The sequence below is a fragment of the Rhodococcus sp. NJ-530 genome (genome assembly GCF_003860625.1).
GTDB lineage: Bacteria > Actinomycetota > Actinomycetes > Mycobacteriales > Mycobacteriaceae > Rhodococcus_F > Rhodococcus_F qingshengii.
Genome location: NZ_CP034152.1, coordinates 6,248,677 through 6,268,695 on the forward strand (window position 1 = coordinate 6,248,677; position 20,019 = coordinate 6,268,695).

At 62.7% G+C, this 20,019-nt stretch carries 17 protein-coding genes; 6 read left to right on the forward strand and 11 right to left on the reverse strand.

Going from position 1 to position 20,019, the window contains the following annotated elements; genetic code table 11:
- The first annotated feature begins 10 nt into the window (after positions 1-10).
- From EHW12_RS29225 to EHW12_RS29240, 4 genes are read left to right on the forward strand one after another with little or no spacing between them, the layout of a single operon-like run.
- Complete coding sequence (locus EHW12_RS29225; RefSeq protein WP_206434796.1) at positions 11-793, forward strand: ABC transporter permease; 783 nt, start codon at positions 11-13, stop codon at positions 791-793.
- A 2-nt stretch (positions 794-795) separates the two neighbouring features.
- Positions 796-1,578: an ABC transporter permease gene (locus EHW12_RS29230; protein ID WP_241199190.1), complete on the forward strand. Its 783-nt coding sequence runs from the start codon at positions 796-798 to the stop codon at positions 1,576-1,578.
- The gene (locus tag EHW12_RS29235) at positions 1,578-2,387 is read left to right on the forward strand and encodes an ABC transporter ATP-binding protein (protein ID WP_030537951.1); all 810 of its coding nucleotides are present in this window, start codon (positions 1,578-1,580) and stop codon (positions 2,385-2,387) included. Before EHW12_RS29230 ends, EHW12_RS29235 begins: the two co-directional genes overlap by 1 nt.
- Before the next feature lie 22 nt (positions 2,388-2,409).
- Positions 2,410-3,420: a YdcF family protein gene (locus EHW12_RS29240; protein ID WP_050656900.1), complete on the forward strand. Its 1,011-nt coding sequence runs from the start codon at positions 2,410-2,412 to the stop codon at positions 3,418-3,420.
- Between the two features lie 6 nt (positions 3,421-3,426).
- Here the strand turns inward: EHW12_RS29240 and EHW12_RS29245 are convergent, their stop codons facing one another.
- From EHW12_RS29245 to EHW12_RS29290, 10 genes are all read right to left on the reverse strand, one after another.
- A complete protein-coding gene (locus tag EHW12_RS29245) occupies positions 3,427-4,260 on the reverse strand; it encodes an NmrA family NAD(P)-binding protein (protein ID WP_125052440.1) in 834 nt (277 codons plus the stop codon).
- A 14-nt stretch (positions 4,261-4,274) separates the two neighbouring features.
- Positions 4,275-6,218 carry a hydantoinase B/oxoprolinase family protein gene (locus tag EHW12_RS29250; RefSeq protein WP_125052442.1) on the reverse strand — a complete coding sequence of 648 codons (1,944 nt, stop codon included), beginning with the start codon at positions 6,216-6,218 and terminating at the stop codon, positions 4,275-4,277.
- Positions 6,218-8,317 (reverse strand): hydantoinase/oxoprolinase family protein, encoded by a 2,100-nt coding sequence (locus EHW12_RS29255; protein ID WP_125052444.1) that lies wholly within the window; start codon positions 8,315-8,317, stop codon positions 6,218-6,220. The genes EHW12_RS29250 and EHW12_RS29255 overlap by 1 nt, the downstream gene beginning before the upstream one ends.
- Positions 8,318-8,598: 281 nt before the next feature.
- The gene (locus EHW12_RS29260) at positions 8,599-9,270 is read right to left on the reverse strand and encodes a carbon monoxide dehydrogenase subunit G (RefSeq protein ID WP_003946004.1); all 672 of its coding nucleotides are present in this window, start codon (positions 9,268-9,270) and stop codon (positions 8,599-8,601) included.
- Positions 9,267-11,789: an aerobic carbon-monoxide dehydrogenase large subunit gene (gene cutA / locus EHW12_RS29265; RefSeq protein ID WP_125052446.1), complete on the reverse strand. Its 2,523-nt coding sequence runs from the start codon at positions 11,787-11,789 to the stop codon at positions 9,267-9,269. The genes EHW12_RS29260 and cutA overlap by 4 nt, the downstream gene beginning before the upstream one ends.
- Entirely contained in the window at positions 11,786-12,430 is a 645-nt protein-coding gene (locus tag EHW12_RS29270) for a (2Fe-2S)-binding protein (RefSeq protein ID WP_125052448.1), read from the reverse strand. Before EHW12_RS29270 ends, cutA begins: the two co-directional genes overlap by 4 nt.
- A 2-nt stretch (positions 12,431-12,432) precedes the next feature.
- Positions 12,433-13,335, reverse strand: a complete 903-nt coding sequence (locus EHW12_RS29275; RefSeq protein ID WP_042448023.1) for an FAD binding domain-containing protein — start codon at positions 13,333-13,335, stop codon at positions 12,433-12,435.
- A gap of 89 nt (positions 13,336-13,424) precedes the next feature.
- Complete coding sequence (locus tag EHW12_RS29280) at positions 13,425-14,864, reverse strand: solute carrier family 23 protein (RefSeq protein ID WP_125052450.1); 1,440 nt, start codon at positions 14,862-14,864, stop codon at positions 13,425-13,427.
- A gap of 292 nt (positions 14,865-15,156) precedes the next feature.
- Positions 15,157-16,380: an aminotransferase class III-fold pyridoxal phosphate-dependent enzyme gene (locus EHW12_RS29285; RefSeq protein WP_047269349.1), complete on the reverse strand. Its 1,224-nt coding sequence runs from the start codon at positions 16,378-16,380 to the stop codon at positions 15,157-15,159.
- Positions 16,381-16,420: 40 nt separating this feature from the next.
- Positions 16,421-17,899 carry an amidase gene (locus EHW12_RS29290; protein WP_125052452.1) on the reverse strand — a complete coding sequence of 493 codons (1,479 nt, stop codon included), beginning with the start codon at positions 17,897-17,899 and terminating at the stop codon, positions 16,421-16,423.
- Between EHW12_RS29290 and EHW12_RS34775 the strand changes: the two genes are divergently transcribed.
- Positions 17,891-18,031, forward strand: coding sequence for a hypothetical protein (locus EHW12_RS34775; RefSeq protein WP_155277953.1), 141 nt, complete (start codon positions 17,891-17,893; stop codon positions 18,029-18,031). The two genes, EHW12_RS29290 and EHW12_RS34775, sit on opposite strands and share 9 nt — an antisense overlap.
- On the opposite strand, the gene EHW12_RS29295 is transcribed toward EHW12_RS34775, so the two are convergent.
- A complete protein-coding gene (locus tag EHW12_RS29295; protein ID WP_007735206.1) occupies positions 18,025-19,134 on the reverse strand; it encodes a ring-opening amidohydrolase in 1,110 nt (369 codons plus the stop codon). The genes EHW12_RS34775 and EHW12_RS29295 overlap by 7 nt on opposite strands.
- 223 nt (positions 19,135-19,357) lie before the next feature.
- Here EHW12_RS29295 and upp point away from each other — a divergent pair, with 223 nt between their 5' ends.
- Positions 19,358-19,981 (forward strand): uracil phosphoribosyltransferase, encoded by a 624-nt coding sequence (gene upp, locus EHW12_RS29300; protein ID WP_007735207.1) that lies wholly within the window; start codon positions 19,358-19,360, stop codon positions 19,979-19,981.
- Positions 19,982-20,019: the final 38 nt, after the last annotated feature.

The window sequence follows — 20,019 nt, forward strand, 5'->3', positions numbered from 1 at the left end:
GTTGTCCGCCTTGACAACCCTGCAGACTCGCCGCAGGCAGGTTCTGCTCGGTCGGCTGCTGACGCTCTTCGCGTTGGCAGCCGCCTGGCAGATCTTCGGAATGCTCGGCGACGAGGACGTCAAAGGTATTCCGAAGTTCAGCGACGTGGCAGTGGCCTTTGTGAACGAGCTCGGCATGTCCTCGTTGTGGACATCACTGGGACAAACGGTGACCACCACGGCGATCGGATTGGCGCTGTGCCTGGAGATCGGAATCCCGGCAGGGCTGCTGCTCGCCGCGCACCCGTTCCTGACGGTCTCCTCCCGCTTCGTCATCGACTTCTGCCGAACCGTTCCGCCGCTCGCAATCATTCCGCTCTTTCTGCTGATCATGGGCCCGACGCAACGGATGGCGGTGGCACTGATCGTGGCAGTAAGTGTGTGGCCGATTCTGCTCCAGACGATTCACGGTGTGCGCAACGTCGACCCGGAACTGCTGGCCACCGCACGATCCTTCCGACTTCCACTGTGGCGCAGGCTCGCTCTCGTCGTCGCACCGGCGTCGATGCCCTACATCTTCACCGGGATTCGCATCTCGGCAACACTGAGCTTGCTGCTGACCATCGGTGCAGAATTGATCGCCGGCGTGCCGGGACTCGGTAAGGAGATCCTGCTGAGCCAATCCGTTCCCGATCGAATGTTCGCACTGATCATCGTCGCCGGACTACTCGGAATGCTGCTCGCCTTCGCCGTGATGGCGATCGAGAATCGTTTACTTGCCTGGCATTACATCCCGAGGAGGATGACGACGTGAAGATGATGTCAGGACTTCGACTCCTCGCGTGGGAGTTGTGGCTGCCGATCTTGATCGTCGTCGTATGGTACTTCGGTTCGGAGTCGAGCAAGTCGCCTTACTTCCCGCCGCTGTCACGTATCTGGAAAGCGTTTGTGGACAACTGGTTCGGTCCGGGATTCGCCCACGACGTCGTACCGAGCTTGACCAACCTTGCCTTCGGTCTCGCCGTGGCACTGGCGGTCGGCGTCGGTGCCGGTCTCCTGCTGGCACTGTTCCCGCTGGCTGCCGACATTGCCGATCCGTTTCTCCAGTTCTTCCGCGCTATTCCGGCGCTGGCCGTATTACCCGCACTTTTCATCGTTTTCGGAACCGGTTCGACGGGTAACGTTGCCGCCATCGCCTTCGGCGCGGTCTGGCCGATACTCCTCAACACCCTCGACGGCATTCGCTCCATCGACCCGAGTATCCGATTGGTGGCGCGCAGCTACCGGATCCGTACACCCCTCCTGGTGACGCAGGTACTCCTCCCCGGAGCGATGCCGCAGATAACAGTCGGTATCCGCACCAGTCTCGCGATCGGTGTCGTCATCATGGTCGGAAGCGAAATGTACGTCTCCACTGCAGGAATCGGTCACTTCGTGATCGTCGCGCAACAGACCTTCGCGATCGCCGACATGTGGTCCGGAATTCTCCTGATGGGAATCATCGGATACGTGCTCAACCTCGGATACGGCGTGATCGAACGATGGTTGCTCAGATGGCAGCCGCGGACCCACGACGCTCTCGCAGTGAAAGGAAACTGATGTCATCCACAGAATCTGCGGCATCGAAACCCGCAGTCGAACTGAGCGGCCTCGGGGTGACCTACGGCGGTCCCACCGGCCGCGAAGTGCTCCGCGGCATCGATCTGTCCGTTGCACCCGGAGAAATCGTCTGCATCGTCGGCCATTCCGGCATCGGCAAGAGCACGCTGATTCGTTGCATCGCCGGTCTGCAGAAGCCGACCACCGGTGAGGTCCGCATCGCCGGGATCGCGATCGATGCACCGCCGGCCACGCTGGCTCTCGTGTCACAGGACTACGGACGCACACTGATGCCGTGGCTTCGAGTGGGCGAGAACGTTCGCCTGCCGCTACGGGGCAACGGTCTGGCGCGGAAGGTTCAGAACGAGAGGGTTAGCGATGCACTTGCCGTTGTCGGTCTAGGCGGTGCTGCGCGTTCCTACCCCTGGCAGTTGTCCGGCGGAATGCAGCAGAGAGTGGCGATAGCTCGCGCTCTCGCCTATCGGCCGCAGGTACTCCTCATGGACGAACCCTTCGCGTCGGTCGATGCGCAGACCCGCGCGGAACTCGAAGACCTGCTGCTGACGCTTCAGCGTGATCTTGGCATCACCGTCCTCCTCGTCACCCACGACGTCGACGAATCGGTGTACCTGTCCGATCGAGTGGTCGTCCTCGGCGGAACTCCGGCATTGATGCAGGACATCGTCGACGTCCCGTTGACCGGAGCTCGAGATCAACTGACCACCAAGGCAGACCCACTGTTCATCGAGTGCCGTACCAGGGTCCTGTCCGCGATCCAGCAGTCGAAGGTGGTGGCGCCCGTGTCGTAAGCGCCTCGCCTAGGCTGGCTCCGTGATCCTTCTCCTCATCGGCCTCGCGCTGCTCGGATTCTGCGGCTACCGGTTCAGGCAGGATCGACGGAGGCTGAGCAACGGCGTCTACCTACTTCTCGGACTGATCTTCACCGGTCTGTGGATGTTGCAGTCGGGTGCGCCGGGAACCGAGGTCCCGTCGTTCGTCATCGCGACGATCGCTCTGCTCTCGCCGTTGCTGGTGCTCATGCTTGCAGGATTCCTGATCGTCAACGGAGTCACGATGCTGCGGCGCGAGGGATTCAGCGTCGCGAATCTGCTCTCACTCGTCGCCGGACTCGGCCTGCTCGTTCCCTACGTGTTGCTCGCATCAGCGCTGCTGACGCAGAGATATTGGCTCGCAGTCGTTCTCGGTTCGTTCAGCCTGGTCGCGTCGTACCTGGGGTTTCTGTTCACGAGCTTTCTGCTCTACTCCTACGTCTACGGACGCCAGAAGTACCAGCCCGGAATGGACGCGATAGTGGTTCACGGCGCCGGGCTTTCGGGCGCCGACGTGACGCCCCTGCTTGCCAGCCGTCTGGACAAGGCGGCCGACGTCTTTCGCGCCGAGGTCCGCGAAGGACGTTCACCACTGTTGGTCGTGAGCGGCGGGAAGGGTTCGGACGAGGTGGTCAGCGAGGCGGAGGCAATGTGCGTCTACCTCGTCGATCACGGGATACCGCGCGAGAGCGTGATTCTCGAGGACCGCTCGACCACCACGCTCGAGAACCTCGAGTACACCAGGGACCTTCTCCGTGCCAACACCACGAAGCCTCGAATGGTGCTGGTCACCAGCAACTTCCACATCCTCCGAACTGCGACGTTTGCCCGAAGCCTCGATCTGGATGCGGAAGTCATCGGTTCCCACACCGCCCGGTACTACCTGCCGAGCGCCATTCTGCGCGAGTTCGCCGCCGTCACGGTGGAGCACAAGTGGCTCAACGGAACGGTCTGCCTGATCCTGGCCGCCCTGCCCCCACTGGTGGTCTGGGCGGCAGGAGGCATTTCGTAGCCGGATTCAGCGAATCAGGCTCTCGACGGCCATCGGTCGGCGACCCAGAAGCAGTTCGACGGCCGCGCTGCCGGCAAGAAAATCGTGGTGGTTGTAGAACTCGAACATCACCGCCAGACGCGAGCTGGCGTTGACGTCAAGGCTGCTGCCGATCTGTTCGCGCCATTGATCCACGCTGATCTGATCTATCGCGACGGTCCGTGACGTCTGCTTTTCCACCATCTGTGCCACCTCCATGACGCTCAGAGCTTGCGGGCCGCCCACCTCGTACGTCGCTCCGTGATGTTCACCCGAGCCCTCGCTCAGTACGACCGCGGCAACAGCCGCCACGTCCGCCAGACTCACGAACGAGAACTTCGTTTCCGCGCTGTACGGCAGGACGATGGTGTCAGATCGGCCCGTGAGTACCGCCTCGAAATTCTGCGCGTACGCACACGGTTGCAGCACAGTCCATTTCAAGGGTGAACGATGCAGTTCGTCCTCACACCTGGCTTTGTCCAGGTGATGCGGCATGGACGGGCTGAACGGCCACGCGACGGAGTGATAGACAAAGTGCTCCACTCCCGCCGATGCCGCTGCCGTCAGCGCATTGCGAAGCAGTGCGGGCTCGTCGGGATGGACGTTCGGGGCAATGAAGTACACGCCTCGGCACCCGGCGAGCGCCTTGCGCAGTCCGCTTCCGGTTTCCAGTTCTACCTCGAAGTCCCCGTCGACACGCGCCTTTCGCACCAGTCGCCGAACTGTCACGCTCGGCGGCAGTGCGGCGACGACGGCCTCACCGGTCTTACCCGCGGCGCCGATCACCGCGATGTCGGCGCCGCGAGCAATTCCGTTCTCCATGAGAGTTTTCCGTCCTAGACGTAGTCGTAGACCGCTGAGGTGGCGCCACCCGAAAGCTGCGCGTAGCCCGGACCCCGATCGAAGAAGGGCTCGTTCTCACCGCGTTCCGAGCGCAACTGATCCCGCAACTCCGTGGTAGCAGCCTCGTCGACGGTCGGCTCGTCACCCTCGATCATGACGACAACGCCGTAGTCGTCGCGTGCACCCTCGACGGAAACCTTGCGCCACTGAATGTCTCGCAAGACCTCTTCGGTCGGGCGCTCCAGTGGATCTCCCCAACCGCCACCACCGGTGGTGCGAATCCGTACGACCTCGCCGGCCTTGATCGGCTCGGCATCGGTCAGCGCGTCGAACTCACGCTCGTTCGGTCCACCCGGATCCAGGACGACGGAGAACGGCCGACCGGCCTTGCCGCCCTTGACTCCCCAGCAGGCGAGGATCGAACGGTCCGCGATGGACATGAAGTGAGCATCCTTGAGCATGCGGATGTGCTTCTCGTATCCCAGGCCGCCCCGGTAGCGTCCGGCTCCGCCGGAATCCATGGCCAGACCGAGCTTTTCGACGATGAAGGGGAAACGGCTCTCGGTGAATTCGGTCGGCAGGTTCCGTGAATCGGGAACGACGTGAATCGTGTCCTCGCCGTCGGCGTAGTAGCGTCCGCCGGAACCGCCGCCGAGCACCTCACGCATGAGGTACGAGTGACCCTCGAAGTCCTCACCGTAAACGCCGGTGTACCTGATGGTCTCCTGATCGGCGGGCATGTTGCCGTCCACAGCCTTGGCGACGACGCCGGCCAGCACTCCGAGCAGACGGAGGATGACGAACGTGCGCGCGTTGGTGGGGGCAGGGAAGATCGGGGTGATCAGTGTTCCCTTTTCGGGGAACTTCATCTCGATCAGCGGTACGACGCCCTCGTTGACATCCAGTTCGGCCATGCGCTCCGGGGTGTCCGCGAGGTTACGCAGAATCGGGGCCAACCACTTGATGAGGAAGTTTCCGTCCGCGTAGTCACCGCAGTGGTTGATCGGGCCCTTTGCCTGCGGTCCGGTTCCGTTGAAGTCCAGGATGAGTCGCTCGCCGCCCTCGTCCTCCGGCCGCGTCTTCGTGAGCGTGATGCGCTGGATGTGGAGCATCGGCTCGTCGACGCCGTCGTGCTCGGCGTAGTCCTCCCACGTGTACTCACCGACCGGGATCTTGCTGAGGATCTCGCGGCGGTACGTCTCGGTGGTCGCGTCCATCATCGCGTCGAAGCACGACTCGACGGTGTCGACGCCGTAGCGCTCGAACAATTCGGTGAGTCGACGCGCACCCATCAGGCACGCCGAGCACTCGGCGTCGAGGTCAGCTGCGAGGGCGTCCGGCATGCGGGAGTTACGCGTCATGATGCGCAGCGCCGCCTCGTTGGGAACTCCCTGGTCCCACAGTTTGATCGGCGGAACCATCAGTCCCTCTTCGTACACCGTGGTGGCGCCGGACGGCATGGAGCCGGGGCAGCAACCGCCGATGTCGTCGTGGTGACCGAATGCCTGAACGAACGCAACAACCTTCGGTTCGGCATCGGGAGTGACGCGGGCGAAGACAGGCACCGTGACGCAGAGGTCGGGGAGATGGCCGATGCCACCTTCGGACAGGTAGACGTCGTTGTGGAAGTACACGTCTCCCGGCTTCATCGTCTCGAGTGGGAAGTCCCGGGCGATCGGATGCACCAGCGCGGAATACGAACGGCCCGTGAGCTTGCGGAGGTTCCGGTCGTGAATACCGGCGCGGAAATCGTGAGCATCACGGATCATCGGTGAGCGCGAGGTGCGCGAAATGGAGGTCTCGACCTCCATTTCCACGCTGGCGAGGTAACCGGCGACGATCTCGACCAAAATCGGATCAGGTGACGCGCCGTCGGTAGCGGTGAGTCGGTACGGCTTGGCCGCGGTGGCAGCAGCAGCATCGAGAATGGCGGTCATCACTTCACTCCGTTCGAGTCGGAAGACTTCGAGATACGAATGTTCCCGAAGGTGTCGATACGTGCCGAGAATCCGGGGTGGATCGGGACAGTCGAGCTGAACTCCTCGATCACGGCCGGTCCTTCGATGACGTCACCCGCACCGAGCAGTGTGCGGTCGTAGGTAGCAGTTTCGACCCAGCTGTCGAAATACGATTGCCGCGAACCGGTTCGGGCGGTGTCGGCGCCGGTGCCGGCGGGGATCTCCTTGAGCGTCGGACGCTTGATCGGGCCGATGCCGCTCACGCGCAGGTTGACCCATTCCACGTGCTGCGACGGGTCTCCCCGGAAGTCGTAGCCGTACAGTTCGCGGTGCGCCTGGTGGAACGCCTCGGCCGCGTCGTCCATGATCTGCGCCGTGACGGTACCTTCCGCCACCGGGACGCGCACCTCGAATGCCTGACCGAGGTAGCGCAGATCCGCAGTACGGGAGTACTTGCGCTGCGTCTCGTCGAAACCCTCTTCGGCAAGCGCGATCTCGGCTTCGCCGGCCAGCGCGTCGAACTGGCTCTGTAGGTCTTCAGCCTTCAACCGGTCGTGACGACTGACGTGCGTCTGGACGTAGTCGTTGCGGACATCGACCGTCAGCAGACCGAACGCGGAGACGTTACCCGGATTGAGCGGGACGAGAACGTCTTTCAGACCCAGGATGTCGACGAGACGGCAGGCGAGCAGGGAGCCGGAGCCGCCGAACGTCACGAGGGTGAAGTCGCGAACGTCGAGGCCACGCTTGACGGTGATCTGACGCAGGGCGTTGGCCTGGTTCCACGCCGAAACCTCGAGGACGCCGACCGCACACTCCTCGAAGCCCAGACTGAGCTGTGTTGCAAGCTCTTCGAGGCCCTTGCGTGCCAATTCCGTGTCGAGAGGAATCTCGCCACCGAGCAGGTGGGGTGGGATGCGGCCGAGCAGGACGTGCGCGTCGGTGATGGTCGGTTCGCTGCCGCCCTTGCCGTAGCACAACGGTCCGGGATCGGCGCCGGCCGACTGAGGGCCGACTCGGAGGGTGTGTTCCGGCGTCATCCACGCGATCGACCCACCACCGGCGCCGACGGTCACGACGTCGATCATCGGGATCTTCGACGGGTAGTTGCCCACTCGCCCTTCGGTAGTCAGCGCGGGCTCGCCGCGAACCACGACGGTGACATCCGTCGACGTTCCGCCGCCGTCACAGGTCAACACCTGCTCGACGCCGGCGGCGTCGGCGATCAGCGCAGCACCGAGGGCTCCGGCGGCGGGCCCCGACAGGACTGTCGTAATAGGCTGGTGAACAACTTCTTTGGCCGAGAGGACACCGCCGTTGGACTTCATGACGTAGAACGGGATGTCGCGGGGTTCGCCGTCGGTGGTCGAGAACTCACGCAGACGATTCGCGATGTTGTTCACGTAGTTGCGGATGTTCGGCTTGACCGCGGCGTCCACGAGTGTGGTGATGGACCGCTCGTATTCGCGGTACTCACGCAGCACCTGGCTCGAGATGCTCACCGTCGCATCGGGGAAAACTTCGAAGAGGATGTCGCGTACGCGCTCCTCGTGCGTCGGATCGGCGTACGAGTGCATGAGGCAGACGCCGATGGTCCGGATCCCGCGGTCCTTGAAGAACTGCGCTGCGCTGCGAACGCTCTCTTCGTCGAGCGGACGAATCTCGCTGCCGTCGAAGGAAAGGCGTCCACCGACGGTGCGTACACGATCGGCGGGAACGATGCGTTCGGGCTTGACCCAGAAGTACGAGTTGCCGTAACCGTCCGGCACCGACTGACGAGCGATTTCGAGAACGTGCTCGTAGCCCTCGGTGGTGATGAAGCCGAGGTTCTCGACCTTGCCTTCGAGCAGCTTGTTTGTCGCTACGGTCGTACCGTGGCTGACCGCACCGATGGAGTCGCCACTCTCACCGAGCTTGGAGAGTACCTTCTCGATACCGGCGAGAAAGCCCTCGGCGGGATCCGCCGGGGTGGACGGGGTCTTGGTGGTGACGATGGCGCCGGTTTCGTCGTCCACTGCCACGATGTCGGTGAACGTTCCGCCGGTATCGATACCGACCCGAATCTTCCTGGGTTCCACGCTTCCTCCTGAGATCTTTGGCTCGTCTCGTCTGGTACCGATCGACGGTTGCGGCCTAGCCGGTAAGTGGCTCGTACCTGACGTGTAGAGCTATTCCACAGGTTCGGAAGAGCGGATTCTTTGTCACAATTCGCCGAATCGGGGGACCAAGGTTCGGCGCACGATCACGAGCGGATCTTCGCCAGCGCCTCCATGGGTTACGCGGACGTGAAAAACGCCCCGAACCTGGTCGGTTCGGGGCGTTTCCCTCATCGCAAATCAGCTGTTGACACCTGAGTGAACTACTCGCGACAACCAGAACGCGCCAGGAATCCGCCTATAGCAACACCTGACAAAGCAATGGCTGCGCCGACGACGGCGCTGACCATCACCGTGCGAGCATCTGTGCCCCCCGCTGTCGGTGCAGCGGCCGGAAGAACCGCCGGTGCCGCGACAGCTCCGGAAACTACCGGCGCGCCTTCGACCGCCACTGCCGGTATTGCCGCCGCCACGGCGGCAGTGACCTTCTCGGGGATGCCGTTGGCAATGACGCCGTCGATGCTCTTGAAGAACACCCCGGCCATCTTCTTGGCTACACCGGTGATCATGCGCTGCCCGACGCCGCCGACCATCCCGCCGACCACGGCGTCGGCGTCATACGAAAGCAGCGTGCCACCCTCGTTCTCCGTCAAGGTGACCGTGACGTCCGCCTTCACCGTGCCGGGAGCACCCGCCCCCGAAGCCGTCATGACAAACGAATTGGGCCGATTCTGTTGCGACAGAACAACCTCGCCGTCGTAGACGCCCTTGATCGACGCAACCCCCGCCATGATGGAGAGCTTGTAGTGATTGTCCGTGAGCTGCTCGAGCGACTGCACACCGGGAATGGTCGCGGCCAGTACACGACCGTCCTGGAGCTTGTCGTAGACCTCTTCGCGAGGTGCCGTCAGCTGCGCGGTGCCGGCGATTCTCATGCATTCTCCTCTGATGACGAACCCGCGTGTGCGAGTCGAAGTTCGAACAGTTCGGACGGTGAAATGGGCATGGACGTGATCGAGATTCCTTCGGCGTCCTCGATGGCAGCCGCGATGACGGCGCTGGTGGGGATCACACCCGCCTCACCGGCACCCTTCATTCCGAGTGGGTTGAGTCCCGACGGCGTGACGGTGTGATCCATCTCGAGCGAATCCGGCATCTCGGTGACGAACGGCATCAAGAAGTCCATGTACGACGCGTTGAGCATCTGCCCGTGCTCGTCGTAGACGATCCGCTCGTAGAGTGCGCCGCCGATACCTTGCGCGACGGCGCCCATGACCTGACCTTCGACGATGCGGGGGTTGATCACGTTTCCGCAGTCGTGGATGACAACGTAACGACGGACCGTGATCTCGGCTGTCACGGGATCGGTTTCGACGATCGCCGCGTGCACTCCCGAAGCGAAGGTGGAACTGGGCGGCGAGTAGTAGCCGGTTGCTTCCAGACCGGGCTGCTCGCCCTCGGGAATCGGCGGCTTCGACATGTCCGTGTCGGTCTTGGCGAAACCGGTGGCCAGCTTCGACTCACGGTCGAACGCATATCGTAGCGGGTTCGACAGCACGGCAACAACACTCAGCGGTACGGACGTACCCTCCACTCCGGCTTCGGTGCCGATCTTGCACACGTGCCCTTCCCGGAGTTCGAGTTCGGTTTCCGGCAGATCCAAGATTCCGGAGGCGATCTTCTTCGCCTTCTCCGCGACCATCTGCGCCGCGACATGGAAGGCCGAACCCGACATGACCGCCCCACGCGAGGCGAAAGTGCCGACGGCATAACCGAACCGGCGGGTATCACCCGTGACGATCTCGACGTCGGAGACCTTGACTCCGAGATCGTCCGCGACGATCTGGGCGAACGCGGTCTGGTGGCCTTGGCCTTGCGTCGTCAAGCCTGTTGCGGCCTTGACCTTTCCTGACGTCTCGACGACGACGTGTGCACCCTCGTAGGGTCCGGGTCCGGTTCCCTCGACGTACGCGCCGATACCGATGCCGACCGACCGACCTTCGGCACGAGCCTTCCTCTGGTACTCGGGAAATCCGTCCCAGTCGATGAGCTTCTTGAGCTTGTCGATGCCCGCCTGGTAGTCGCCCGTGTCGTAGATCAACGGGCGTCCGTCCTGGAACATCAGGCCGAAGTCGTACGGCATGTCCTCGGGGCGAATGAAGTTCGCCTCCCGCACCGCGATCTTGTCCTTGTTCAGGTACTTGGCGATGGCGTCCATGGATCGCTCCATCGCGAACACGGCCTGCGGACGTCCGGCGCCGCGGTACGGGGTCACGATCACGGTGTTGGTGTACAGCGAATAGGCGTTGACCCGGAACGACTTCGGCTTGTACGGCCCGAGAACCTGCGTCGCGGTGTTGATCATGACGATGATCCCGTACGGCAGGTAGGCACCGTTGTCGTGCCAGAACGTGAAGTCGAACGCCAACAGGCGACCCTCGTCGTCGAATCCGATGTCGACCTTCTGGATCTGCCCACGCTCGTGCGCGCTCGAGATGAAGTGCTCACGGCGATCCTCGACCCACTTCACCTCACAGGAGATGCCGGCCTGGCCTAGGCGTCGAGCGGCCCACGTGATCATCACTTCTTCGGGCCACGGGTGAACGATCTTGACGCCGAATCCGCCGCCGACGTCAGGAGCGATGCAGTGAACCTTGTTCAGCGCCATCCCCAATCGCGCGGCGATTGCGGCGCGGGCGGACGTGGACGTCTGGGTGGAGGTCCAGAACGTGAGGGTGTTCTCGTCGCCGTCCCAGCGCGCATAGACGCCCTTGCCCTCCATCGGCATGGAAGCCGAACGCTCGATTTCGAGATCCAGCGTCAGTCGGTGCGGCGCGGCGGCCAGTTCGGCGTCCAGATCTCCGAACCCGTGCTGCAGGTGAGCGGCGACGTTGTCCGGAACGTCCGCGTGGACGGCGTTGTCGGCCGTGCGGGCGACGTCGATCCCCACTACAGGCTTCAACGCCTCGTAGGTGACGTCGATCTTCGCGCAAGCGTCCTCGGCGATGTACCGGTTGTCCGCGACCACCATGGCGATGGCTTCGCCGACATGCTTCACCTCGTCCTTCGCGAGGGGATACCCGTTGCGCGGAGCGATGATTCCCGGATGCGGAATGAGCAGTGGCAGGTTCTCCGCCATTTCCGGCGTGTCGGCCAGGAGATCTTCGTAGGTGTAGATGGCATGTACACCAGGCACTTCCAGCGCCTGGTCGATGTCGATGTCGATGATTCGCGCATGAGCGTGCGGCGACCTGACGAATGCCGCGATCAGCGCGTTGTGGCCCAGATCGTCGAGGTATCGCCCCTGACCGCTGAGCAGACGCGTATCTTCCTCGCGCGGAATCGGTTTACCGAAGAACTTGCCGTCGTCGGCAACCGAATGATCGGCCGTCGAATGATCGGAAGCGGGATGCTTCGCCCCGTTGCGCTTTGCTGGTTTGACCGGAGTACTCATGCCTTACCCGCCCGTCCTCCGACGGGATTCGTCGTTCCCCGCACCTTGCGATCCAACGCCTCCCGAGTGGACGCGTCGTCGATTCCGAGCGGGAACTGCCCGGCCCGTTCACGCTTGATCTCGGCCGCGCGCAGAACCGACGCCCTGATGTTCTGGTACCCCGTACAACGGCAGAGGTTTCCCGCTATCGCGTCGGTAGCTTCCTCCCGCGTGGGATTGGGGTTCTCCTCGAGAAATGCCGCGATGGTCGTCACGAATCCCGGAGTGCAGAATCCGCACTGCAGACCGTGACAATCCTTGAACGCCTGCTGAACCGGATGCAAAGTGCCGTCCGGCTCGGCGAGGCCTTCGACGGTGGTGATCGATCGACCTTCGAGGCTGGCCGCGAGGACGAGACAGGACCGAACCGGCTTTCCGTCGAGCAGCACGGTGCACGCACCACACACGCCGTGTTCACAACCCACGTGCGTGCCCGTCTTACGGAGGTGGTGACGAATGGCATCCGAAGCCAGAGTGCGGGAGGGAAGAACGACGGTGTTCGTCACCTCGTTGAGCGTGAACGTGACAGCTACATGGTGCTCACCGGTATCTGCTGCCAGCTCGGCAAGTTGATCATCGATGGAGCGATCGTTTTTGGACATTGTCACCACTTTCCTGCCAGTACTGCGTTCTCACTGAGAGCATCCGTTGCCGCCGCGAAGCCGACCCGCGCCGTGAGCGCGGACACCAACTGCGAGCGGTACGCCGCCGTCCCGTGAATGTCTGCCTCGGTATCTATCTGCGCGCGGGCGCATTCCCCGAGGGTGCGCCACCGCGGGTCCCGCTGATCAGTCGCCGACGCCCCCGCCAGTACGTCCGTGTAGTCCACGACCTGTCCCAGCTCTCCGGCGGACACGTACGTCATGTGCGCTTCGGCCACCAGACCGTCGACCACGCGAATCCGTGCGACGACACCGACCAGTGCGTAGTCACCGTGACGGCGCGCGATCTCGTCGATGGCGGTTCCCACGCCGGGTTCGGCGGCGGGCACCGACACCGACACCGCGATCTCGTCTGATTCCAGGCTCGATTCGAGAGGACCGGCGAAGAGATCCGTCGACGCGATCTCGCGGGTGCCACGCACCGACTGGACGGTCACGCTGCCCCCGAGCAGCGTCAGGACTGCCGGCATCTCCGCCGACGGATCGGCATGGACGATGGAGCCGACGCTCGTCCCGCGGTTACGGATCGTGGGGTGCGCTACCAACTGCAGAGCACGGTTCAGCAGAGGCTGGACTCGACGAGCACCTTCGTCGGCCGCCAGCACCGAGTGCGTGGCCAGGGCCTGGAACCGCACTCCTTCGTCTTCGGACGAGGTCACCGAAGCGAGGTTCGGGATCGATCCGATGTCGACGATGTGGGCGGGCGCGGCGAGGCGCATGGACAGCAGCGGCACAAGCGATTGCCCACCGGCGAGCACCTTCCCCTCGTGAGAGACCTCGGAGAGGATTCGGCACGCGTCCTCGACCGAGGACGGTCGGTGATAAGTCAGCGGCGACGGTTTCATTACTCAATCCTGCCTCTATGAGTCACTTCACGTTTTGTGCAGATGTGACAACGGTCACGGGTCATACCTGGCATACATTCAACTTGGCATCACGTGAGCTGCGCCACGGGCTCTTCGCGTTCGTCATCTGACGCATTCGCCCCCGGCGTTGCGCCCGGCCGCCTGCCGGACTTCGGCCTGTTCAGTTCAGGGTTCCAGGACCCTACGAGCCGGCAGAGGTGGTACATCACGATCAAGACGATGGTGCCGAGCGCGATACCTCCGAGCGAGAACGTGTCACTGAACTTCAGCGCCGTGTCGCCGATACCGATGATCAGACCGGCGGCAATCGGCATCAGATTCAGCGGGTTCCCGAAGTCGACGCCGTTCTCTTTCCAGATCTTGGCGCCGAGCAGACCGATCATGCCGAACAGAACCACAAGAATTCCGCCCAGGACGCCGCCGGGCGTCGCCGCCATGACTGCTCCGAACTTGGGCGAGAAGCCGAGCAGGATCGCGATGAAACCCGCAATCACGTACGCGGCGGTCGAGTACACCCGCGTGGCAGCCATGACACCGATGTTCTCGGCATGCGTCGTAGTGGGGGAGCCGCCTACTGCGCTGGCGATGGCGGTGGCAAAACCGTCACCGGCAATGGCGCGTCCGATGTACGGGTCGAGATCGTCGCCCTTGATTTCGGCGACCGCCTTGACGTGTCCGGCGTTTTCCGCGACCAGTGCGATGACACCGGGAAGCACCAGAACGATGAACGTGAGGCTGAACGAGGGAGCGTGGATACCGACGATCCCGTTGGCTTCGTCCGAGAACGGCGGCAACCCGAACCAGGACGCCGAGTGCACCGAATCCCAGTTGACACGAAAGTGCTCGGTGGGTGCGCCGCTACCACTGGCGGACGTGATCGGACCGGAGAGCCGGTCGAGGACCCACGAGAAGATGTAGCCGAAAACCAGCGCGACGAGAATGGCGATACGTCCCAGGAAGCCGCGTAGCGCAACGCTCATCACGATCAGTGCAACCATCACGATCAGTGCCACCCACTGATCCTGCGGCCAGTACAACCCCGCGACCACAGGCGCCAGGTTGAAGCCGATCAACATCACCACAGCGCCGGTGACCACCGGCGGTAGCGCTTTACTGATGACGCCACCGCCGAGAAAGTGGATGGCGATGCCGACGAATCCCAGAACCAACCCCGACACCAGAATCGCACCGGTCACTTCGGCCGTCGTTCCACCTTGGGCACGAATGGCGGCAACGCCACCGACAAAAGCTGCGGATGTTCCGAGGTAGCTGGGGACGTGCCCCTTGACCACCAGCAGGAAGAAGAGCGTACAAAAGCCTGACATCATCACGGCAAGTTGAGGATTGAGGCCCATGATGATCGGGAAGACGAACGTCGCGCCGAACATCGACACGACATGCTGGCCGCCCAACCCGATGGTTCTCGCCCAACTGAGTCGCTCGCCGGGAGCGACCACTTCACCGGCTCCGATATTCTTTCCGTCTCCGTGCAACGTCCAGATCGGCATGACGAGACCTTTCGCAAAGGAGGAAGGTGTTCGAAATGCTTTGTGCCCCAGCTCACAAACACCGTGTCTGGAGTGAAACGCTAATGCAGGACCGAGATTTGGACGTGATGACAATCTGCCAGAACCCACTCACCGAGATTGGCAACAATGGTGGCAGATGATGCGGGCAGGGGTCATCGTCAGTGTTGGAGGCAGTTTCGACCGAAATGAGGACCACGCCACGAAGGGCCCAAACATTTTCTTCGGCTTAATGATTCCGTAACACGATGTCTGTCAACGGAAAACGACAGTCCTAGCCGAGGGCTGCGAGGATCCCCGCGGCCATCTCCGCGACCTGATCATCGGTCATCACAAACGTCGGCGAAATCTGCATCGCACCCTGACCCGCAGCACGACCCGAAATACCATGCTCGCGAAGCGTCTTCACAAACGGCAACGCCTCCGCCGGATCAGCCAACTGCACCGCAGCAACCGCACCGAGCCCACTACGAACCTCCGCCACCCGCGGATGCTCCGCCAGCGGCTGCAGATGCGTATGCAACGACGCCTCCAAACGCTTCGACTCCGCGAGCAAATTCTCACGCTCGAGAATGTCGAGGTTCGCCATCGCCGCCGCAGCAGCACCGGCATGCCCGCCGTACGTGTACCCATGGCGCCACCACGAACCCGCATAGAACGGCTCCGCCACCCGCGGCGCGATGAACACCGCACCCATCGGCACGTAACCCGACGTCAAACCCTTTGCCGTGGTCATCATGTCAGGCTGCAAATCGAAACGAGTGGACGCGAACCACTCACCACCGATCCGGCCGAAACCGGTCACGACCTCGTCGACGACAAACAGGATGTCGTGCTCGCGGCAGATGTCACGCACCTCCGCCAGATACCCCTCCGGCGGCAGATACACCCCACCCGCACCGATGATCGGCTCCGCGAAGAACGCCGCGATCTTGTTCGCACCGACCCGCTCGATCAACTCGAGCAGACTCTTCGCATCATCCCAGCCGACCGTCGCCGCATCCGCCATCAGCTCGCCGTACCCCTCACGGTTCACCGGAATACCAGCGAGAGCCGTTCCGGCAACATGCATTCCGTGGTACGCCTTCTGACGACCGACGATGATCGCCTTCTCCGGCTGCCCCACCTCGTGCCAGTACCGACGAGCAAGCTTCGCCGCAGTGTCCACCGAATCCGAACCACCCGAAGTGAAGAAGATCTTGCTCCCGGCAACCGGCGCGATCGTCGCCAACCGCTCCGCCAACACCTGCGTGGTCTCGGGAACGAAATCACCGAAATTCGAGAAATGAGCGATCTTCGACAACTGAGCCGCCACCGCATCCGCGATCTCGGTGCGCCCGTGCCCGACATTGGTGAACCACAGGCCCGCCGTCGCATCCAGATACCGCGTGCCCTCGCGGTCCCAGATGTACGCGCCCTCACCGCGTGAGACGACAAACGCGCCGTTCTTCTCCACAGCGCCCATGTCCGCGAATCCGTGCCACAATGCCGAAGCCATCGTCGTTCTCTCCCAACTGGATACGTTCGAAATAGATCGGTCAGTTCACGCGGAGTGCGGGCGGAAGAACCCGCTCGACCCACTGGGTTGCCTGCTCGAATGCGTAGGCGAGTTGGAGTACGTCCAAGTCGGCGCCGTGCCGACCGATGATCTGGATACCCATGGGAAGCGAACGATCATCGAAGCCGACCGGCATCCCCGCAACCGGAACCCCGGCCATCGTCCAGGGAACAACCGTCTCCATCCACCGGTGATACGTGTCCATCGACCGGCCGTCGACGGTCTCGGGCCAGTGAGTGTTCTTGTCGAAAGGAAACACCTGGGCACTGGGCGCAAGAATGTAGTCGTAGGTTTCGAACATCTTGGTAATGGCCGACAGCCAGCCGTTGCGGGCCTCCGCGGCCTTGGTCACGTCGAGAGCCGACAGTGTGACCGCGTGCTCGAGTTCCCACAACAGTTCGGGCTTCATCAACTCGCGCAAGCTCGGATCGTTGTACTGATCGATCAAGCCGAGCTGTGCCCACCAACGCCACCGCAAGAACAGTTGCCAGATGTCCTCGGGTTTGAAGTCGGGAAGCGCCGCCTCGACGCGGCACCCCAACTGTTCGAAGACCTCGAACGAGGATTCGCACAACGCGAGAACTCCAGGTTCGGTTGCTAGGTAACCGTTCCAGTCACCGACCCATGCGATCCGAGAGCCCTTCAGATCACGTGCGAGGCTTTCGGTGAATACCGCGGGATCCTCACGAATCCCCAACGGTGCATAAGCATCCGGCCCCGCCATCGTGGAAAGCAGGTGAGCCACGTCGGTGACGGTTCGGCCCATCGGGCCCACAACAGCGCCCTGAGCGATGAATCCCGTCTCCGGTATCCGACCCCAGGATGGTCGAAACCCAACAACATTGTTGAATGCCGACGGGTTTCGGAGCGAACCCATGTAATCGCTTCCATCAGCCACCGGCAGCATGCGGAGCGCCAACGACGCTGCGGCGCCTCCGCTGCTACCGCCGGCTGTGCGCGAATTGTCGTACGGCGACACCGTCGTACCCCACACCGGGTTGTACGTCTGGGATCCGAGCCCGAACTCCGGTGTGTTCGTCTTGCCGATCACGATGGCACCGGCAGACCTGATCCGCTTGACGAACAGTTCGTCATCTTCGGCGATTCGGTCCGCGAACATCGGCGACCCGGACGTGAACGGCAGACCCTTGGCTGCCGAAAGATCCTTCACCGCATGCGGAAACCCGTGCATCCAACCGAGATACTCCCCACTCGCCAACTGCGAATCACGCTCGCGCGCCTCCGCCGTCAACGCTTCCCGATCCCGCAATGCGACGATCGCGTTCACCGCCGGGTTATGTAATTCGATCTGATCGAGGAAGCTGTCCATCACCTCGACACACGACACTTCACGCCTGCGTATCAGACCACTGAGCGTGACCGCATCGGCCATGACGAGTTCGCGATTCTCGGGCGCACCGGAAACGCTCTCGTCGACAGGGTCAGCAGCATGAACCATCGTGAATCCTTTCAAGCAGTGAAGTGGGGTACGCCGCGGCGGACTCGCCGACACCGGCAACTGATTCGAGGACGAATTGCCGGTGGCGGCGCGACTGTCGAGGTTTCCAGCGAGGTTCTTGCCTACTACTGACCGAGATCGACGATGGCAGCGACTGGGCCGCCGCCCTCGGGACCCTGGTGCGCTGCCGATACCGAGACGAACACTGCCGGATCGCCGGTGACAGCTGCCGTGACTCCGCCGACACACGACTTGATCTGGCGGTGCCAGTGCACGTCGGAGTCGTCGAGCATCGCATTACGACGGCCACGGACCGTTCCGTCCTGACTGGCCTCGCACTTCAAGAACACGTTGACGAGTTGACCGTCCAGGTCGCTCGAGTGCGGCCGCTCCGGAAGTTCGAGTCCGGCGTCACGGATCGCCGCCCAGATGCCGTCCTGGTCGAGCGGATCCTTCATCACGCTGTGGCCGATCCGGTAGCGTCCGCCGACGCCACGTGCGTTACCGACGACGACGATCTGCGCGCGGTCCAACTCGACGCCGGACGAGCAGGATGCGACAGAGGAGAAGAGTTCGCGGCTGTGCATGACATCTTCGTCGGTCGGCATGTCGATTTCGCCGAGCGCAACCGCGATCCCCAGAGCCGTTCCGCCGTTGGACAGGTCCATCGACTCATGAGTCTGTTCGGTCCACACAGTCTTGCCGCGGCTCTTGGCGTCACGGATGGTGTGAATTGTCAGCAACGGAGTCTTGGTCTGTACGTAGTGCACGTCGGCGGGATCGGTGATGCCGGCATTGGCCATCGCGTCTTTCACTGCCGCAGCAACTTTGGTGATCATGGCCGTACGGCCGATGTCTTCGGGCAGCAGTTGCTCACTCATGGCGACACCCACGGTCAGTCGCGGCTCGTCGGTCTTGGTGACCTTGTCTGCCGGCACGGTCGCGAAGATCGTCGCGTGCGGGCTGATCACGCCGTCCGTGCCGCCGGACCAGACGATCGGCACCTCCGCCACTTCTTCGGGGCTGCGATTACCCTTGGCGGAGAGAACCTCTCGGAACGCTCGGTCCGCGATGATGCGCGTGTAGTCGTTGACGCCGCCGTTACCCTCGGTTTTGCCGATGACTGCAATGACGCGGTCGGCCTCGAGGACACCGTCGTCGATCAGCTTGGCGAGCTCACTGGCGTCGGAGACGCTGTGTAGCGGAACCTTACGGACCTCGATTGCTTCGGGCATTGGCATCTCCTTGTATAGGGAATCGTGGAGGCAAAATTGGGCCTTGACAGCTCCGGGCGCCCAGTCCAGCCGAGCGGTTCGGAACTGCCGTGTCGACCACGCTATGACGACTCGAACCCATCGGCATCGTCAATACTTGCCCAAACGAAAACCGCGATTGGTTATTTCGACTCCGAATCACCGGTTGCGCGCCGCCCCATCGGTTCTCACTTACGATTCGACCATGGACACCACTGTTGTCGACCATCCGCTGGCGGCATCGCTGCTCACGACCATGCGCGACGCTCGCAGCGACAACGCAACGTTCCGGTCCGCCTTGCGCAGACTGACCCATATGTTGGTCTACGAGGCCATGCGCGGCGCAGAACTGGAACAGTTCGACATCGAGACGCCAGTTGCTCCGACGCTGGGGGTGCGGCTGGCGAATCCACCGCTCCTGGTCCCGGTCTTGCGAGCGGGCCTCGGCATGGTCGAACAGGCGAGTGCCCTCATTCCGCAGGCAGGCGTCGGTTTCGTGGGAATGGCACGAGACGAGAAGACACACCAGCCGGTTCCGTATCTGGAGTCCCTGCCTGCTGATCTGTCGAGCACCCCCGTCTACGTCCTCGATCCGATGTTGGCGACCGGTGGATCCATCGTCCGCACAATCGATCTGCTCATTGCACGCGGAGCCACCGATGTGACTGCAATATGTGTCGTCGTGGCTCCGGAAGGGATCGAAGCACTGAAGAACTCCGGACATCCGGTCCGGCTCCTCACAGCGAGCATCGACGACGGCCTGAACGAAAATGCTTTCCTGATACCTGGACTCGGAGACGCGGGCGATCGCCAATTCGGGCCGCGGTAGTTGGCAGACATACGGAGAACCGCTCATTCCGAGAGGCT

What these genes read in the sequence shown, in the direction of transcription:
- EHW12_RS29260 (WP_003946004.1), bottom strand. Translation starts at nt 9,270, where the DNA reads ATGAGAATCGCCGGCACCGCGCAGCTGACGGCACCTCGCGAAGAGGTC.
- EHW12_RS29270 (WP_125052448.1), bottom strand. Translation starts at nt 12,430, where the DNA reads ATGTCCAAAAACGATCGCTCCATCGATGATCAACTTGCCGAGCTGGCA.
- EHW12_RS29275 (WP_042448023.1), bottom strand. Translation starts at nt 13,335, where the DNA reads ATGAAACCGTCGCCGCTGACTTATCACCGACCGTCCTCGGTCGAGGAC.
- EHW12_RS29235 (WP_030537951.1), top strand. Translation starts at nt 1,578, where the DNA reads ATGTCATCCACAGAATCTGCGGCATCGAAACCCGCAGTCGAACTGAGC.
- EHW12_RS29245 (WP_125052440.1), bottom strand. Translation starts at nt 4,260, where the DNA reads ATGGAGAACGGAATTGCTCGCGGCGCCGACATCGCGGTGATCGGCGCC.
- EHW12_RS29290 (WP_125052452.1), bottom strand. Translation starts at nt 17,899, where the DNA reads ATGGTTCATGCTGCTGACCCTGTCGACGAGAGCGTTTCCGGTGCGCCC.
- EHW12_RS29280 (WP_125052450.1), bottom strand. Translation starts at nt 14,864, where the DNA reads ATGCCGATCTGGACGTTGCACGGAGACGGAAAGAATATCGGAGCCGGT.
- EHW12_RS29285 (WP_047269349.1), bottom strand. Translation starts at nt 16,380, where the DNA reads ATGGCTTCGGCATTGTGGCACGGATTCGCGGACATGGGCGCTGTGGAG.
- EHW12_RS29250 (WP_125052442.1), bottom strand. Translation starts at nt 6,218, where the DNA reads ATGACCGCCATTCTCGATGCTGCTGCTGCCACCGCGGCCAAGCCGTAC.
- EHW12_RS29295 (WP_007735206.1), bottom strand. Translation starts at nt 19,134, where the DNA reads ATGCCCGAAGCAATCGAGGTCCGTAAGGTTCCGCTACACAGCGTCTCC.
- EHW12_RS34775 (WP_155277953.1), top strand. Translation starts at nt 17,891, where the DNA reads ATGAACCATCGTGAATCCTTTCAAGCAGTGAAGTGGGGTACGCCGCGG.
- EHW12_RS29230 (WP_241199190.1), top strand. Translation starts at nt 796, where the DNA reads ATGATGTCAGGACTTCGACTCCTCGCGTGGGAGTTGTGGCTGCCGATC.
- upp (WP_007735207.1), top strand. Translation starts at nt 19,358, where the DNA reads ATGGACACCACTGTTGTCGACCATCCGCTGGCGGCATCGCTGCTCACG.
- cutA (WP_125052446.1), bottom strand. Translation starts at nt 11,789, where the DNA reads ATGAGTACTCCGGTCAAACCAGCAAAGCGCAACGGGGCGAAGCATCCC.